This is a genomic window from Actinomadura sp. B10D3 (assembly GCF_039871695.1).
GTDB classification, from domain to species: Bacteria; Actinomycetota; Actinomycetes; order Streptosporangiales; family Streptosporangiaceae; genus Spirillospora; species Spirillospora madurae.
On the sequence record NZ_JBDPLY010000006.1, the window covers coordinates 185,114 to 201,265 of the forward strand.

Sequence of the window (16,152 nt, forward strand, 5' to 3'; positions counted from 1 at the left end):
ACTGATGACGGAGCAGAACCAGTACTGGCTCGCCCTCGATCAGTTTCATTCTATTGACGTACGTCATTCAGATGACACATACTCCTGGACATCTTCCCCCCGGCCCTGGAAGAGGGAGGCCGCCATGAGCCCACCACCTGCGCGAATCGCCCGGCGCACCGAGCTGACCGTCATGTCCCTGTGCTTCGCGGTGATCGTCTTCGACGGCTACGACCTGATCGTTTACGGGGCGACCCTCCCCGGCCTGCTGGAGTACCAGGACTGGGGGCTGACCAAGACGGAGGCCGGCGCGATCGGCAGCTACGCGCTGATCGGGATGCTCGCCGGGGCGCTCGTCGCGGGCGCGGTCACCGACCTCATCGGCCGCCGCCGCGTCCTGATGATCGGGGTCGGCTGGTTCTCCGTCGCGATGATCGGCTGCGCCCTCGCCCCGGGCCCCGGCTGGTTCGGCCTGTGCCGCCTGCTCGCCGGGCTCGGCCTCGGCGGAGTCATGCCGACCGCCGTCGCCCTCACCGCCGAGTACTCGCGGGCCGACCGGCGGAGCCTGAACAACGCGATCATGTTCTCCGGCTACTCGGTGGGCGGCGTGCTGGCCGCCGTGCTGACCATGAAGCTCATGCCCGAGCACGGCTTCCGCGTCATGTACTGGACGGGCGCGGCCCCCTTGCTGCTGGTGCCCGTGCTGTGGCGGCTGCTGCCGGAGTCGGCGAGCTTCTTGGCCGCGCGCGGCCGCCACGCGACCGGGGCCCGCGCCGGCGCCCGGCCCGGCACCGCGGCCGGAACGTCCCGGCGGCACCTGGCCGAGCTGTTCGAACGGCGGCACCTGACGCCGGCCCTGCTGTTCGCGCTGACCAGCTTCCTCGGCCTGCTGCTGGTGTACGGCCTCAACACCTGGCTCCCGCAGATCATGAAGTCGGCGGGCTACCCGCTGTCCGGCTCGCTGCTGTTCCTCGTCGTGATGAACGCCGGCGCGGTGTTCGGCACGATCCTCGTCGCGCCGCTGGGGGACCGGCTCGGCATGAAGCCCGTGACCGCGTCCGCGTTCCTCACCGCGGCCGTCTCCATCACACTGCTCAGCCAGACCACGGCCAAGCCGGTCATGTACGCGCTCGTGGCGGTCGCCGGCTTCGGCACCGTCGGCACCCAGATCATGGTCAACGCCTATGTGGCGATGCACTTCCCCGCCCAGGTCAGAGCGACCGCCCTGGGGTGGACGCTCGGGATCGGCCGCCTCGGCGCCATTCTCGGGCCGACGTTCGGCGGGTACCTGCTGGCCGCGGACGTCGACGTGTCCTGGAACTTCTACGCCTTCGCGATCCCGGCCGCGGCCGGTGCCGCCCTGGTGCTATTCCTGCCCGCGAGGGAGAAGGCGGCCGTCCCGGCCGAGACGGGGGTCAAGATGCCCGCCTGACGTCCGGACGGCCGCCGCCCCCGGCGACCGTCCAGACCTGCAACAACCGGCAAAGACCGGCGGCGCGGCAGATTGCCGGAACGGCCGTACGGGGAGCTTCGACAGGAGGCAGGTGTCCCAATGGTGTCCAGGATCGCGTGCGTGGGAGGCGGCCCCGGCGGGCTGTTCTTCGCGACGCTGATCAAGCAGGCCGACCCCTCGGTCGAGGTCACGGTCTTCGAACGCAACCGGCCGGACGACGTGTTCGGGTTCGGCGTGGTGTTCTCGGACGCGACCCTCGCCGGCATCCACCGGGCCGACCCGGTGCTGCGCGAGGCACTGGCCGACCAGGGGAGGCACTGGGATTCCATCGAGGTCCGGCTGAAGGGCGAGCGGGTCACCTGCGGCGGCAACGGCATGGCGGCGATCCACCGCAGGACGCTGCTCGCCCTGATGCGGGCCCGCGCCACCGAGGTGGGCGTCGACCTGCGTTACGGCGCCGAGGTCTCCGGCCCCGAGGAGCTGGCCGGCTACGACCTGATCGTCGCCGCGGACGGGACCAACTCGCGGTTCCGCGAGCGCCTCGCCGCGGAACTGCGCCCGCGGGTCGACGTCGCGACCGCCAAGTTCATCTGGTTCGGCACCGACTACATGTTCGACGGGCTGACCTTCGTCCATCAGCGCGGCCCGCACGGGGTGTTCGCCGTCCACGGGTACCCGATCGGCCCGGACGTCAGCACCTTCATCGTCGAGACCGACGAGGAGACCTGGCGCGCCGCCGGGCTGGACGAGTTCGACGTCGCGAGCCCGCCGGGCCCGAGCGACGTGAAGACGAGGCGCTACCTGGAGGAGCTGTTCGCCGAGCAGATCGACGGCCGCCGGCTGCTGGTGAACAACTCGCGCTGGGCCAATTTCCGCACCCGGCGGGCGCAGCGCTGGCACGCGGGCAAGGTCGTCCTGCTCGGCGACGCCGTGCACACCGCCCACTTCTCCGTCGGGTCGGGGACGAAGATGGCGATGGAGGACGCCGTCGCGCTCGCCGCCGGCCTCGCCGCCCATCCCGGCGACCTCGAAGCCGCGCTGGCCGCCTACGAGGCGGCCCGCAAGCCGCCGGTGGACAGGATCCAGGGCTCGGCCCGCCCGAGCCTGGCCTGGTGGGAGCATTTCGGCCGGTACCACGACGCCTTCGAGCCGCTCCAGTTCGCCTTCCACTTCCTGTCCCGCAGCATCGGCAAGTCCAAGCTGGCCCGCCGAGACCCGGCCTTCGTCGCCGACGTCGAAGCGGACTGGCGCAGGCGGCAGGGCTCGGCGCCGCTCGACTCACCGTTGAAGGTCGGCCCTCACCTCTCGACCGGACGCCTGGCGACCGTCGAAACGTCCCAGGACGGTGCCGTCGCGGCCCTGCCGGGCGGCGCGCGTGTGCCGTTGCGGGACACGACGGCACCCGGCGCGGGCCAGGGCCTCTGGCTCGCCGCACCGGAGGCCGAGTCCGACCTGTCCGGCGTGTTCGGACGCCTCGCCACCGCCGTGGAGGCCGGCCCACCACCGCTGGTGGCCGTCCACGGCGGGACGCCGCTCACCCGCGTTCTGCTCGGCGAGCAGGCCCGGCTGGGACACGGCGTCCCGGCCCTGATCGTGGAGGAATCGCTGAACGACGACCGTGCCGAGACGCTGCTGCTGTCCGGCCGGGCCGACCTGGTCGGCTCGCAGACCGCCGGGCGGCCCGCGTGAACGGAGACCTGACCCCCCTGTTCGCTCCCTCCGGCGTCGTCGTGGTCGGCGCCTCCCAGCAGGGGAACAAGCTCGGCGCGGCCATGGCGCGCTCGCTCGCGGGGTTCCCCGGCGCCCGCGCGCTGGTCAACTCCCGCAACCCCGACCCGGCGGCCGGCGTCTTCGCGTCCGTCGCGCAGGCCCGCGCGCACACCGGCGCCGGCCTCGACCTGGCCGTGCTCTGCATTCCGGCCGCGGCCTGCGCGGACGCGCTCGCCGAGGCCGCGGCGGCCGGCTGCCGAGCCGCGCTCGTCTGCGCGGGCGGCTTCGGCGAGATCGGCCCGGCCGGGCGGGAACCCGAGCGCGCCCTCCGCCGGGTCGCCGCGGAGACCGGCGTCCGGCTGCTCGGCCCCAACACCTCCGGCTTCCTCGCCCCCGCCCGGGGCCTCACCGCGAGCTTCGTGCCCGGCGCGGCCCTGGTGCCGTCCGGCGGCATCGCCGTCGTCGCGGCCAGCGGCGGGGTCAACCACGCGCTGGCGTTCGAGCTCGCCGCCGCCGGCAACGGGCTCAGCCTCGGCGTCGGCATCGGCGCGGGGCTGGACGTCACCGCCGCCGATGTGCTCGACCATCTCGCCGGGGACCCGGAGACCGCGGCGGTCGCCCTGCATCTGGAGACCGTCCCGGACGGGCCGCGGCTGGTGGCCGCCCTGCGCCGGCTGACGGCGGTGAAACCGGTCGCGGCCCTGGTGGTCGGCCGGACCGACGTCGGCGACTTCGCCCGCTCCCACACCGGCGCGCTCGCCACGTCCTGGCACACCACCCGCGCCGCCGTCCGCGCCGCCGGAGCCGTGGTGGTCGACGACGAGCGGGAACTCGTCGACGCGCTCACCGCGCTGTCGCGGGTCCGGCTGCGTCCGGCCGCCGATCCCGGCCTCGGCATCGTCACCGCCCAGGCGGGCCCCGGGCTGCTCCTGACCGACCGGACCCGGGCCGACGGCGTCCGCGTCCCCGAATTCTCCGCCGGCACGCAGGCCCGCCTCGGCGAACTGCTCCCTCCGCTGACGTTCCAGCGCAACCCGGTGGACACCGGACGTCCGGGCGAGACGTTCCCCGCACTGCTGGAGACGGTCACCGCGGACGAGCAGGTCGACCTGCTCGCGGTCTACGCGCTGACGGAGCCGGGCAGCGTCGACCTGGCCGCGGCCGCGGAGGCGGCGGGCCTGCCATCGGCGGCCCCGGCCGTCGTCGCCGCCGGCGGCCCGGACGATGAGGTGCGCGAGCAGCGGGCCCGGCTCCACAAGCTCGGTGTGCCCGCGCTCACCACTCCGTCGGCCGCGGCGAACGCCGTCCGGGCGCTGGTGACGGACGCCCGGCAGCGCGCCGAACGCGGCACCGGCGAGGAGCCCGCGCCCGGACACCCCCTCCCGCCGGGCCCCCTCGATGAGCACGCCGCCAAGACCTTCCTGGAGAAGCTCGGCGTACGTACCCCGCGACGCCGCGCCTGCGGTTCGCGGGAGGAGGCGCACCGGGCGCTCGCGGACCTCGGCGCGCCGGTGGCGGTCAAGGTGCTGGACGCAGGGATCCTGCACAAGACCGAGGCGGGCGGCGTGCGGCTCGACGTCCGCACCCCGGCCGACCTCGACACCGCCCTGGACGCCATCGGCGCGGACCGCGTCCTCGTCGAGGCCATGGCGCCCGCGGGCGTCGACCTCGTGGTGGGCGTCCGCCGCGACCCGGTGTTCGGGCCCGTCGTGCTCGCCGGCCTCGGCGGCACCGCGGCCGAGGCGCTCGCGGACGTGGCGATCAGGCTCGCCCCCGTCTCCCCGGCGACCGCCGCGGCCATGCCGGACGACCTGGCGGCGGGCGCGCTGCTGCGCGGATGGCGCGGTGGCCCCGTCCTTGACCGGCGAGAGTTCGGCGTGCTGGTCTCGGCCCTGTCCGCCGCGCTGGCCGCGAGCCCCGACGTCGCCGACATCGAGATCAATCCACTGCGGCTCACCGCCGACGGACTCATCGCACTGGACGCCGTCGTCGTCCGCCAGGAGGAAGAGGATGCCTGAAACGACACGCCCCGCAGGGCCGAGCCCGACGTCCGACCATGTCGTCCCGTGGCCGGAGGACGCGGCCCGGCGCTACGTCGAGGCGGGCTACTGGCGCGGCCGGACCATCGGTGACGAGGTGCTCGCGGTCGCCGACGCCCGCCCCGACGCGGTCGCCCTCGTCGAGGACGGTCGCAGGCTGACGTACCGGGACCTGATCGAACGCGCCGACGCCGCCGCCCTGCGCCTCGCCGGACTCGGGCTGCGTCCGGACGACCGGATCGTCCTGCAACTGCCCAACACCATCGAGTTCGCCGTCCTGACCCTCGCCTGCCTGCGCCTCGGGGTGATCCCCGTGATGGCGCTGCCGGGCCACCGCAGGCACGAGATCGCCTACCTCACCGAGCACGCCGAGGCCGTGGCGATCGCGGTCCCGGACGAGCTCAAGGGCTTCGACCACCAGGCGATGGCCGCCGCGATCCAGCAGGACGCCCCGTGGCTCCGGCACCTGCTGGTGCTGGGCAGGCCGGCGGCTCCGGGCGCGGTGGACATGCACGCGCTGTGCGCCCCGCCGGACGGGCCGGCCCCGCGGGCGACCGTGGACTCCTACCGTCCGGACAGCCGGTCGGTGGCCCTGTTCCTGCTGTCGGGCGGCACCACCGGCCTTCCCAAACTCATCGTCCGCACCCACGACGACTACGTCTACAACGCCAGGCGCAGCGCCGAGGTCTCCGGCTTCGGACCGGACACGGTCTACTACGCCGCGCTCCCGCTCGCCCACAACTTCCCGCTGGCCTGCCCCGGACTGCTCGGCACGCTGCTGTGTGGCGGCCGCACCGTGATGGGGTCGCACCGCCCCGAGGACGCGTTCGCCGCCATCGAACGCGAGCGCGTCACCGCCACGGCCGTCGTCCCCGCCATCGCCCAGCGCTGGATCGACCACCGTCCCGCCGACCCGGACCGCGACCTCGGCTCACTGAAGGTCCTGCAGGTCGGAGGCGCACGCCTGGCCGACGAGGTGGCGCGCCGCGTCCGGCCGGCACTCGGCTGCACCCTCCAGCAGGTCTTCGGGATGGCGGAGGGTCTGCTCAACTACACCCGCCTCGACGACCCGGACGACGTCGTCTGCACCACGCAGGGACGGCCGATGTGCGACGACGACGAGATCCTCGTCGTCGACGAGGCGGGCCGGCCGGTGCCCACCGGCTCCCCGGGCCTCCTCCTGACCCGCGGTCCCTACACGCCGCGGGGCTACTACCGGGCCGAGGAGCACAATGCGCGCGCGTTCACCGCGGACGGCTGGTACCGCACCGGCGACATCGTGCGGCTGCGCCCGGACGGCAACCTCGTCGTCGAGGGCCGCGACAAGGACATGATCAACCGTGCCGGGGAGAACATCTCGGCCGAGGAGATCGAGAACTTCGCGTACCGGGTGCCCGGCGTCAGCCTGGCCGCCGCCGTGGCGATGCCCGATCCCGAACTGGGCGAACGCGTCTGCCTGTACGCCGTCACCGACCCGGGTCACGGCCTGGCGGTGCAGGACGTCCACGACGTCATGGAACGAGCGGGCGTGGCCCGCTTCAAGTTCCCCGACCGGGTGGTCGTGGTGGACGCCCTTCCCGCCACCAAGCTCGGCAAGATCGACAAGAAGGCGCTGCGGGCCGACATAGCCCGGCGGCTGGACGAGGAGCACCAGGCAGCAGGCTCGGCGCAGATGAGATGACGGTTCTCGCCGATGAGTTTCGCTTCGGTCGACGGTCACCATCAGCGACAGCCCGTTCGAATTGAGCTGGGGGAGCAGCATGGTCATCGTCGCAGGACACATCGTCGTGGATCCGCAGCAGCGCGAAACCTACCTCGCGAGCAGCGTGAACGTCGTGGAGCTGGCCCGTCATGCACCCGGCTGCCTCGACTTCGCCATCTCCGCGGACCTTGTCGATGCGGGTCGCATCAACATCTTCGAGCGCTGGGAGTCGCAGGCGGCCGTCGAGGCGTTCCGAGGCAGTGGCCCCAGCGACGAGCAGAGTGCGGCGATGCTCGCCGCCTCGGTGGCCGAGTACGACGTCGCCGACGTGCGCTCACTGATCTGAGCGGAGTGCGGACGATGTGATCCTAGAATCGGCCGCCGAGCTTCCTGCTGGAGTGGTCATAGTGAGTTACATCTTCGACATCGACGACGAGACGGTCTGGAGTCCGGCACTGCGGGTTGGGAAGCTGTACGTCAACCTTGCAGAAGCGCTCGCTCGTACGTTGGAGATTCCGACGGGCCTGGAGGCGGTCGCTGAAGACATGTACGACATCAATACCGCTGTCTTCAGTGACTTCACCCGTGCCCTCATGTCCACACGCCACGTCATCGCTCAGGAATTGTTGCGCGGTGTACTGCTGACCTCCCTGGTGATGCTTCAACGAGGCGGCGTGGAGATCACTCCCGACAGCGAAGAGCAAGAAGCCTTCTGGCAAGCTCTGCCGGAGTTCGCGAGAAGAATGCCGACGTGACGATGTTGCGGAGGAGCTGCTCAGCGCAGGACGGCCGCCAGGAGGTCGGTCCCCAGCGCCGTCAGATCGGGCAGATTGACGCTGTAACGGACGTAGCGACCCTGCCGCTGGGACGTGAGCAGGCCCGCGCGGCGCAGGACGGCGAGGTGGCGGGAGACCTCCGGGGGTGACAGGCCCCACGCGTGGGCCAGCTCACCGGTGGTGTGCGGGCCGCGGGCCAGGGTGCGCAGCAGCCGCAGCCGCACCGGATGCGCGAGGGCCTCCAGCCGTAGCGTGACCGTCTCCAGCGTTACCGGCTCCGACGGACTCGGCTCCGCGACGGGGTACTGCACCACCGGCCGCCATCCGCGCGCGTGAATCGCCACCAGGTGCGGGCGGCCGAAGACGCTGGGGACGAACGTGACCCCGGTGTGGTGGGCGGCGATCGCGTTGTCCTGCAGCTTGTCCACGATGATGCAGTCGCCGTCCGGCGCCAGGGTGACGGCGCTGGAGACCGACGCGAGCGCCGCCTCGATGCCCTGGCGCTTCAGCAGGTCGTTCTTCAGGCGCAGATCGGTGGCGAGTTGCACGGCGACGCTCGTCCAGGCGGCGTCGAAGAAGGCCTCGGCGCACTGTTCGAGGGTGTGACGCACCCGCGCCCGCACGGCGGACGGGTCTGCGAGCAGCCGTTCCGCGAAGGCCTCTTGGAGCGCCCCGCGGGCCTGGGCCAGGTCCAGGGCCCGCTCGCGCGCCACCGCGTCCGCGAGCGGCGACGGCGCACCGAAATGGACCCGGTTGCTGCCGCACGTCGTGGTGAGCGCGGCGGCCACATAGGCCTCATCGTCGATCTGGTCCATGTCGTCCAACTCCTCGGCGAGGGTCGGCCGGGGACGAGCAGGGACCAGGAAGTCTGCTCGTGAGGAGCGCCAGAGGAACTCCGCTTCCCGGAGCCGCTCGGCCAGTTCCGGCGGCAGCCCGGCCCAGACGTCCCCGGCCCACCCGGCGAGCCGCGGGTGATGCCCGGGCTCGGCCAGCACGTGCAGCATCGCGGTCAGCTCGGCCAGCGGGGAGGCGGCGAACCGCAGCCGCCCCGACGGCCGGCCGCCGATGTCGATCCTCAACGCCATTCGCACATTGTCCCTGGTCGGACGATCGACGACCGCGTCGATTGACGGTGTTCGTCAATCGACGCGGGCTGTCCGGCGGCCGAACGCACCGTTGACGCCATGGCCACCACCACCCGAATCCGGCCGCGCGCCTTCGTCCGCGCCTCCGGAGGCCCCCGCTATGCCGTCGCACTGGCCGTTGACGCGCTAGGCACCGGCTTGCTGCGGCCCTTCCTGCTGCTCTACGGCGTGACGGTCCTCAAGCTGTCCGCGCCGGTCACCGGCACCGCCATGACGGTCGGCATCGTCGCGGGTCTGGTGTGCATGCCCGCGGTGGGCCGATGGCTGGACCGGGGCGCACGCAGCACAGTCGTGGCTGCGTCGATGCTCGTGCGAGTTCTAGGTGTGGCGCTGCTGCTGGCGGCCCCCGCGGGCCACGTCCTGCTCTTCGCGATGGCGGCGCTCTTCCTCGGCATCGGCAACCAGGCTTGGCCGGCCGCCCACGCAGCCCTCGTGGCCACGGTCGCCCACGACCGCGAACGCGACGCCGCCCTCGCACTGGCCCGCGCACTGCGCAACGCCGCCCTGGGGGTCGGAGCACTCCTCGCCACCGTCTTCCTGGCAGGCGGCACCACCGCCCTGCGGGCGCTGGCAGCCGTCACTGCGCTCACCTACCTTGCCGCAGCCGCCCTGGCGTGGTCAGTCCACGTGAGCGCGAATCCAGTGGAGACCGCTCAGGCCCAGGACCGGGACGGCGAGCCCCCACCCCGGATGTTCACGCTGCTCGCCGCCAACGTGATCTACGTCTTCTGCCTCAACGTCCCCGAGATCGCGATCCCCTTGGTGCTGGTGACGCAGTTCCACGCATCCCCGGTGTGGTCGGCAGCCGTCTTCGTGGCCAACACGGTGCTGGTCGTCACCCTGCAGGTGCCGGTCACCGTCCTGATGTCCCGCTTCTCCCGGCGGACCGTGCTGGCCGTCTCCGGCGTGGTCCTCACCGCGTCCTACCTCGGCTTCCTCGCGGCCGCCTCTTTGGGACGCGGCTGGGGTACCCCGGCCATCGCCGCGATGTCCGTACCCTGCACCCTCGGCGAGATCCTCTACGCCGGCAGCGCCACCGCGCTGGTCACCGCACTCGCCCCGCCCCACCTGCTGGGACGCGCCGTCGCCCGCTTCCAGCTGTCCACGGGCTTCGGCCTCGCCGTCTCCCCGGCGGTGATCACCGCTCTCGCCACCCGCGGCCCGGCCGCCCTCTGGGGCACCCTCGCCGCCGCGACGCTCCTCTCCGCCTCCGCCGTCCGCGTTCGCGCTCAACGGCTCGTCCGCCCGTGAGTGGTGCACGACCAGCTCGCCGTCAGCAGCGCAGAGTCCTCCGCATAGAGGTACCGGCAAACAACGACAGAACTGAGCTTCAGTGCGAGAGCGGCGGCGAGCCCGTGAGGAGAGTGCCCGGCAGCCGCGCCCCCGCCGTCGCAGTGGACAGGGAACCCACTGCGACGGCGGCGCGCCACGGTCAACGGCCGCTCGGTCGCCACCCGGTGTCGCGGCCCGAGGCGGCAAGCGCCCGCTCGAAGGGCGATGCGTTCTCGCCGACGGGGACAGGGCCGGCGAAACCGTCGTACTGGCGGTACATCTCGGCGTTCTTCTCCACGATTTGGAGGATGAACCGACCGGTTTCGGGTGAGACGCGGTACTCCTCGCCCACGGCCTTCGCGACGTCCCAGCCGTGCAGGGCCATCTCCATGATCATCATCACGGCGATGTCGGCGGCGGGAGTGCCGGCGATCTCCCCGTCCCATACGGACGGGTCCGCCCAGGCCGCGACCGCGCGGTCGAGCTGCACGGCGTACTCGTGCGACCAGGTGGCATCGGCGGTGAAGTCGCGTTCGGTGAGATCCTCCGGAAGCTCCTTGCGCAGCGCACGATGCTCAAGCCCATGGGACGTGTAGAGCACAAGGTGGTTCACGAGCGTCCGGAGGTCGAACGCTCCGCACGGGGTCGGATCCGTCAACCGGTCCTGCTGGACGGTGTGGGCGACGCGGGCGGCCTCGGAGGCGCATTCCTTCATGTAAGCGTGGTTTTCATTCATGTGCTGCACGCTATGAGGGCCCATGGGTGCATCTCTTGGACAAACGCGCCAAGTACCCTGGTCACGTGGGTGGTGAACTGGGGCGAGGGGTGCTGTACCCACGGGAGCAGGCGACCGTCGCCACCGTCGACAGGGCGTCTCCGAGCCCCGCCCTGGCGCGTTTCGTGGACTTCTACTGGCACGTCCGATGGCGGACGGAGCAGCCGTACGAGACGAAGGTGCTGTCCCACCCGAACGTCCATCTCGTCTTCGAGGAGCCGTCTCCGCTGATCTACGGCGTGGACAGGACGTTGTTCGTCCGGCGGCTTGAGGGGCGCGGCCAGGTCCTCGGCGTGAAGATCCGGCCCGGCTGTTTCCGGTCGTTCACGGCGGGGCCGGTCATCGACCTCGCCGATCGAAGGCTCCCGGCCGCAGACGTCCTCCGTCCCGATGTCGAGGACGTTAACCGCGCCGTCCTCCAGCACACTGATCTCGATGCGATGGTGAAACTGGCCGAGGAGTTCCTCCAGGAAATCCTTCCCGAACCGGATCCCGTAGCCGAAGAAGTGGCCGGCATGGTCGACGCCATCACCGCCGACCCCAGTCTGTTCCGGGTCGACCAGGCGGCGGAAGCGCTGCATGTCTCCGTCCGAACCCTGCAGCGGTTGTTCGCGGAGTACGTGGGCGCGAGCCCCAAATGGGTGCTGCGCCGGGCACGTCTCCACGAGGCCGCGGCCCGCGCTGACCAGGGCGGCGACATCGACTGGGCCACGCTGGCCGACGACCTCGGCTACTGCGACCAGTCACACCTGACCCGCGACTTCACCGCAGCGGTAGGCGTCTCACCGGCCAAGTACGCCGGGGCCGCCATTCTCCCCGAGCCACAACAGCATCAGTAAGCCTTCAGCCGCCGCAGGCATACGGGCGGCCGCGCCGTGGGCTCGTCGGGACAGCATCGGCGCCCGGCGTGAGGGTGAGCCTGCACCGCAGAGGCCTGTCGGGGAAGGACCTTTGCCCCTAGGACAGGCACCATCCGGCGACGAACTCTGGAAACAGGCGGCCAGCAGCTTCGATGTGCCCCGGTTCGGCCCAAGAGCGAGATGAGGGGAGTTCGATGCCCGCACCGATCGTCATAGGCACCGACGGTTCGGATGAGGCGACGCGTGCCCTCGATTGGGCTGCCGCCGAAGCCGTCTTGCGTGAGCGTCCACTGCACATCGTCCACGCCATCGAGAGCTGGCCGCCCCAGCCGCCGTACTCCGCCCGGCCCGAGACCACAGAGTTCATGAGACGCATGGGCCACGCGATCCTGGCGACCTCCCGCGAACGCGCCCGGAAGCGGTGGCCGGACCTTGAGACGGCGACCGCTCTGCTGACCGGGGAACCATGGCAGGTCCTGACAGAGCAGTCGGAGAAGGCGTTCGAGCTGGTGGTGGGAAATCGCGGCCAGGGTGGTTTCGTCGACCTGTCGCTGGGGTCCACGAGCCTGCGCACGGCTGAACGCTCCGCCGTCCCGGTGGTGATCGTGCGCGGGGACGCCCCCGAGGGCGGCGAAATCCTCGTGGGCATCGACCCGGTGCGGGATGCAAGCGCGATCCTCGAATACGCATTCGGCGCCGCCACGCTCCACCAAGCAAGGCTCCACGTCATCCACGCTTGGCAGAACCTCGCGACCTTCATCGAGGTGGGTTACTCCAACGCCGACCAGGTCGAGGCAGATCTAAGGCAAGAGGTCGTTAACGCATACCAGCCGTCACAAAACAGGTACCCGGAAGTCGAAGTCATCGACGACACCGTCTTGGAGCATCCGGTGACCGCCTTGTCCAAGGCCTCCAGTAAGGCCTACTTGCTGGTCGTAGGTGCCTACGACTGGCACTGGAGCTCGCCCCAGCTCGGTTCTGTCAGTCACGGTGTCGTGCACCACGCGCAGTGCCCCGTAGCGGTCGTCCCTCCCCGCTGATCGGCCATGGGCGGGACCTTCGTCCCCGACCTGGGGACCTCAGCCCCCTCGTGCCGCCAGTGCGACCCGGCCAGTCTCGATAGCGAAGGGTGGACTCGACATCTGGAAGGGAGACCCGTGCCCGATGAAGCGACCGACGGTGGAGACGGTCATGACATCCGATGTCGTGACGGTATCGCCCGAAGACTCCCTCAAGGACGTGATCACCACTCTCGCCGATCAGGAGATCAGCGGGGCGCCTGTCGTGGACGGCGAGGGCCGCGTCGTCGGCGTGGTCACCGAGGCGGACCTGCTCCGCAATGCGCCTGCCGGCCGGGAACGGGCCGACGCCACCATGGTCGGGGAGGTCATGAGCACGCCCGCGATCACCACGACTCCCGGCACCACGATCGCCGAAGCAGCACGAACGATGAGCCGCTATGGCTACAAGCGGCTTCCGGTCGTCGAGCCGGACGGCCGCCCAGTCGGCATCGTCAGCCGAGCCGACGTGCTGCAGGTCTTCTTGAAGCCGGACGCGCAGATCCAACAGGAAGTGACCCACGAGATCGTCATCCGAAGCCTCTGGCTCGACCCTGCCGAAATAGAGGTCGAGGTGCACGACGGCGTAGTCACCCTGCGAGGCCGCGTGCCGCTAGCAAGCCTCGTCCCCATCGCCGAACGCCTGACGGCGTCCGTCGACGGCGTCATCCAGGTGATCAACAAGCTCGACTACGACGAAGACGACACCGCACACCCCCACCGCCCCCGCCCACTAGCGACCCACCGATCCGTCTAAAGGACGGCGCGGACGTCAGGAGGCGCCCCCTCGCGGCATCTCCTCCGGACGGCCGGATCGGCAGAACGGGATCGGAAGAGCCCAGCACTACAAGTCCGTGGCGTACCCCTCGATGAAGTAGGACTTGCCGGCCTCGGGAGGTGGGCAGGCCAGCACCTCAATGAGTTGTGGCCAGTGCTCGGCCGCGACCTTGTACGAACCCGCCGCGAACCACTCGTCGTCGCCGTTGTCGAAGATGCGAAGCTCGCGTACCCGGATGAACTGCTGCCGGGTGATGGGGGAGGTCCCGCTGAGCCGCCCGTCGCTGTCATCGAACCAGATGAGCTGCCACGCCATCTTCAGACCGTCGGCGTAACGAGCAGGGTCCCCAGGCACACTGCGATTCTGGCAGTGACTCGGACTGCGGTGCGCCCGGCGTCCGGATGATGACGATCCGGCGCATGATGCATGCACGGCCAACGCCGCCGCCGGTGCTCGGCGCCCCCACCGCACGCCCGAGCGACCAGCCGCGACGCCGCGCAGCCCCCCAAGCGCCCGGCCCCTTGACTGATGCCTGGCTACTGCATGCCGTCCTCGCTGATCAGTCGGTCGCCCAGCACACCAATACAAGAACTGCGCCCTGTGCTGCTGCGGTCGCAGTTCTTTCCACTCGCCGGTCCCACATCCCCTGGTATCGAATTACCTCGGGCTACTGAGGTACTTGGAGGTGATCGTGTGGCTGCCACGAAGCCCACAACGGGACGGGCCACCGTGCCCCTGAAGGTGGACTGGGACACAGATGAGCTGATCACTAATGGTGCTCACTTCCTCTCCACCTCGGACATTAACCGGTCATCCTGCCCGAACCTTGGCCTCCACATCAGTGTCGCCGCCGCCTGGCAACGCACCCGCGCCGGCGACTGGACTGCCTACGCCGCCGAGTTCAACCGACGAACTCCGCAGCCCTGACCAGACCACCTAAACCGAAAGGCACCATGGCCCCCATGCCGAGCGAGGGACCGCACGAGGAACCGTTGATCGGGGATGGCGTTACTCCCAACATCGTCCGTGTCGCCGGCACCGTCCGCCGTCCGGTCAGGCCCTTCACCACCACCATCCAGGCCTACCTCGCACACCTGCACCAGGCCGGCTTCTCCGCCGCCCCAAGCCCTTGGGGATCGACGAACAGGGCCGCGAAGTTCTGTCCTTCGTGCCGGGTGAGGTCCCGCGCGAGCCGCTCCCACCCGAAGCGACCGGCGAAGACGTCCTCGTCGCCTTGGCCCGCCTCATCCGGCGGCTGCATGACGCCGCGCAAGGCTGGACACCACCCCAAGGCGCAGTCTGGGCGACTCTGCCCGGGACAGAGGCCATCCCGCTCGTCGACACCGACGCCGAACTGGTCAGCCACCGCGACTACTGCCCCGGCAACGTGGTCTTCCGCGACGGACTCCCCGCGGCCCTCATCGACTTTGACCTCGCCCGACCGACCACCCGGATCTACGACATCGCCAACGCCCTCTACTGGTGGGCGCCGCTGCTGCACCCCACCGACCGCACCCCCGCCCTCGTCGATGCCGACATCCCCCACCGCGCAGCCGTCTTCGCCGACGCTTACCAAATGACCGAACAACAGCGCCACGACCTGATGCCCCTGGCCGAACGGATGGTTCACCGCTTCCATCTGACCAGCCGCGCCGCCGCGGAAGCCGACCCCGCGTTCCGGCGCTTCTGGAACCAAGGCGTCAAAGACCGCATGCCCCGCGCCGAGGCATGGCTCGCGCAGGAAGGCCCCGCCATCGCCGCCCGGCTCACCGGAACCACCCCGGACCGGAACCCATGAAGCAAGCATCCGCAGAGTTGAGACATCTGAGTCCGCCCGAGCACACCCTCCCCACCGCCGACGAAACCGCCCTAGATGGTGCCCACTTCCTCGGATGACCAAGAAAGATCTGGCGTTGAGGTCGGGACTGTACGGTTTCCGGTGTAACTCCTGATCAAGGAGTGACACCTGATGATGACCGGAGTGAACACGGAGGCCTTGGTGGCCGAGCCCGACATGAAGCCCGGTCCGGCGGCCGCGGTTGAGCAGGAGCTGGTCGGCCGACTGGTCGCCCAAGCCCGCGAGCAGGGCCTGGAGCTGACCGGCGAGGGCGGTCTGCCGGCCGAACTGACCAAGCGGGTGCTGGAGTCCGCGCTCGAGGGCGAGATCACCGATCACCTGGGCCGGGACCGCCACGAACGGGCCGGCGACGGCGGGGGGAACACCCGTAACGGGCACCGGTCCAAGACCGTCACCACCGAGGTCGGGCCCGTCGAGATCGACGTCCCGCGGGACCGGGACGCCACGTTCGAGCCGAAGATCGTCCGCAAGCGGCAGCGGCGGCTGACCGGCGTGGACGAGATGGTGCTGTCCCTGAGCGCCAAGGGCCTCACCCACGGGGAGATCTCGGCGCACCTGGCCGAGGTCTACGGTGCCTCGGTGTCCAAGCAGACGATCTCGACCATCACCGACAAGGTCCTCGACGGCATGACCGAGTGGCAGAACCGGCCGCTCGACCCCGTCTACCCGGTCATCTTCCTGGACGCCATCCACGTCAAGATCCGGGCTCTGGCGCAAAGTCCGTGATCTCACGCGGCGTGAAGCGTT

General features: G+C 70.7%; 14 protein-coding genes and 1 pseudogene. 12 read left to right on the forward strand and 3 right to left on the reverse strand.

Annotation, left to right across the window (positions count from 1 at the left end; genetic code table 11):
- The first annotated feature begins 124 nt into the window (after positions 1–124).
- The 6 genes from ABGB11_RS13075 to ABGB11_RS13100 all read left to right on the forward strand — a co-directional run bounded on the left by ABGB11_RS13075 (position 125) and on the right by ABGB11_RS13100 (position 7,638).
- Positions 125–1,411: an aromatic acid/H+ symport family MFS transporter gene (locus ABGB11_RS13075; RefSeq protein ID WP_347632275.1), complete on the forward strand. Its 1,287-nt coding sequence runs from the start codon at positions 125–127 to the stop codon at positions 1,409–1,411.
- A gap of 120 nt (positions 1,412–1,531) precedes the next feature.
- Positions 1,532–3,121, forward strand: coding sequence for an FAD-dependent monooxygenase (locus tag ABGB11_RS13080; RefSeq protein WP_347632277.1), 1,590 nt, complete (start codon positions 1,532–1,534; stop codon positions 3,119–3,121).
- A complete protein-coding gene (locus tag ABGB11_RS13085) occupies positions 3,118–5,160 on the forward strand; it encodes an acetate--CoA ligase family protein (RefSeq protein ID WP_347632279.1) in 2,043 nt (680 codons plus the stop codon). The genes ABGB11_RS13080 and ABGB11_RS13085 overlap by 4 nt, the downstream gene beginning before the upstream one ends.
- Positions 5,153–6,862 (forward strand): AMP-binding protein, encoded by a 1,710-nt coding sequence (locus tag ABGB11_RS13090; RefSeq protein ID WP_347632281.1) that lies wholly within the window; start codon positions 5,153–5,155, stop codon positions 6,860–6,862. The genes ABGB11_RS13085 and ABGB11_RS13090 overlap by 8 nt, the downstream gene beginning before the upstream one ends.
- Positions 6,863–6,941: 79 nt before the next feature.
- On the forward strand, positions 6,942–7,229 hold the full coding sequence (locus ABGB11_RS13095) for an antibiotic biosynthesis monooxygenase family protein (protein ID WP_347632283.1): 288 nt from the start codon (positions 6,942–6,944) through the stop codon (positions 7,227–7,229).
- A 61-nt stretch (positions 7,230–7,290) separates the two neighbouring features.
- Positions 7,291–7,638 (forward strand): DUF6086 family protein, encoded by a 348-nt coding sequence (locus tag ABGB11_RS13100; protein ID WP_347632285.1) that lies wholly within the window; start codon positions 7,291–7,293, stop codon positions 7,636–7,638.
- Between the two features lie 20 nt (positions 7,639–7,658).
- On the opposite strand, the gene ABGB11_RS13105 is transcribed toward ABGB11_RS13100, so the two are convergent.
- Positions 7,659–8,744: a helix-turn-helix domain-containing protein gene (locus ABGB11_RS13105; protein WP_347632287.1), complete on the reverse strand. Its 1,086-nt coding sequence runs from the start codon at positions 8,742–8,744 to the stop codon at positions 7,659–7,661.
- Positions 8,745–8,843: 99 nt separating this feature from the next.
- Between ABGB11_RS13105 and ABGB11_RS13110 the strand changes: the two genes are divergently transcribed.
- Positions 8,844–10,055: an MFS transporter gene (locus ABGB11_RS13110; RefSeq protein WP_347632289.1), complete on the forward strand. Its 1,212-nt coding sequence runs from the start codon at positions 8,844–8,846 to the stop codon at positions 10,053–10,055.
- Positions 10,056–10,236: 181 nt separating this feature from the next.
- Here ABGB11_RS13110 and ABGB11_RS13115 read toward each other — a convergent pair whose 3' ends face one another.
- Complete coding sequence (locus tag ABGB11_RS13115) at positions 10,237–10,812, reverse strand: TIGR03086 family metal-binding protein (protein WP_347632291.1); 576 nt, start codon at positions 10,810–10,812, stop codon at positions 10,237–10,239.
- A gap of 65 nt (positions 10,813–10,877) precedes the next feature.
- Here ABGB11_RS13115 and ABGB11_RS13120 point away from each other — a divergent pair, with 65 nt between their 5' ends.
- The 3 genes from ABGB11_RS13120 to ABGB11_RS13130 all read left to right on the forward strand — a co-directional run bounded on the left by ABGB11_RS13120 (position 10,878) and on the right by ABGB11_RS13130 (position 13,526).
- Positions 10,878–11,690 (forward strand): helix-turn-helix domain-containing protein, encoded by an 813-nt coding sequence (locus tag ABGB11_RS13120; protein WP_347632293.1) that lies wholly within the window; start codon positions 10,878–10,880, stop codon positions 11,688–11,690.
- A 215-nt stretch (positions 11,691–11,905) separates the two neighbouring features.
- Positions 11,906–12,751, forward strand: coding sequence for a universal stress protein (locus ABGB11_RS13125; RefSeq protein ID WP_347632295.1), 846 nt, complete (start codon positions 11,906–11,908; stop codon positions 12,749–12,751).
- A gap of 124 nt (positions 12,752–12,875) precedes the next feature.
- Positions 12,876–13,526, forward strand: a complete 651-nt coding sequence (locus ABGB11_RS13130) for a CBS domain-containing protein (RefSeq protein WP_347632297.1) — start codon at positions 12,876–12,878, stop codon at positions 13,524–13,526.
- A gap of 87 nt (positions 13,527–13,613) precedes the next feature.
- Here ABGB11_RS13130 and ABGB11_RS13135 read toward each other — a convergent pair whose 3' ends face one another.
- Positions 13,614–13,862 (reverse strand): hypothetical protein, encoded by a 249-nt coding sequence (locus ABGB11_RS13135; RefSeq protein ID WP_347632299.1) that lies wholly within the window; start codon positions 13,860–13,862, stop codon positions 13,614–13,616.
- 814 nt (positions 13,863–14,676) lie between these two features.
- Between ABGB11_RS13135 and ABGB11_RS13140 the strand changes: the two genes are divergently transcribed.
- Positions 14,677–15,345 (forward strand): aminoglycoside phosphotransferase family protein, encoded by a 669-nt coding sequence (locus ABGB11_RS13140; protein ID WP_347632301.1) that lies wholly within the window; start codon positions 14,677–14,679, stop codon positions 15,343–15,345.
- A gap of 216 nt (positions 15,346–15,561) precedes the next feature.
- A pseudogene (locus ABGB11_RS13145) lies at positions 15,562–16,110 on the forward strand (transposase); the annotation flags it as partial.
- Positions 16,111–16,152 lie beyond the last annotated feature (42 nt).

What these genes read in the sequence shown, in the direction of transcription:
- ABGB11_RS13075 (WP_347632275.1), top strand. Translation starts at nt 125, where the DNA reads ATGAGCCCACCACCTGCGCGAATCGCCCGGCGCACCGAGCTGACCGTC.
- ABGB11_RS13080 (WP_347632277.1), top strand. Translation starts at nt 1,532, where the DNA reads ATGGTGTCCAGGATCGCGTGCGTGGGAGGCGGCCCCGGCGGGCTGTTC.
- ABGB11_RS13090 (WP_347632281.1), top strand. Translation starts at nt 5,153, where the DNA reads ATGCCTGAAACGACACGCCCCGCAGGGCCGAGCCCGACGTCCGACCAT.
- ABGB11_RS13095 (WP_347632283.1), top strand. Translation starts at nt 6,942, where the DNA reads ATGGTCATCGTCGCAGGACACATCGTCGTGGATCCGCAGCAGCGCGAA.
- ABGB11_RS13105 (WP_347632287.1), bottom strand. Translation starts at nt 8,744, where the DNA reads ATGGCGTTGAGGATCGACATCGGCGGCCGGCCGTCGGGGCGGCTGCGG.
- ABGB11_RS13110 (WP_347632289.1), top strand. Translation starts at nt 8,844, where the DNA reads ATGGCCACCACCACCCGAATCCGGCCGCGCGCCTTCGTCCGCGCCTCC.
- ABGB11_RS13115 (WP_347632291.1), bottom strand. Translation starts at nt 10,812, where the DNA reads ATGAATGAAAACCACGCTTACATGAAGGAATGCGCCTCCGAGGCCGCC.
- ABGB11_RS13125 (WP_347632295.1), top strand. Translation starts at nt 11,906, where the DNA reads ATGCCCGCACCGATCGTCATAGGCACCGACGGTTCGGATGAGGCGACG.
- ABGB11_RS13130 (WP_347632297.1), top strand. Translation starts at nt 12,876, where the DNA reads ATGAAGCGACCGACGGTGGAGACGGTCATGACATCCGATGTCGTGACG.
- ABGB11_RS13135 (WP_347632299.1), bottom strand. Translation starts at nt 13,862, where the DNA reads ATGGCGTGGCAGCTCATCTGGTTCGATGACAGCGACGGGCGGCTCAGC.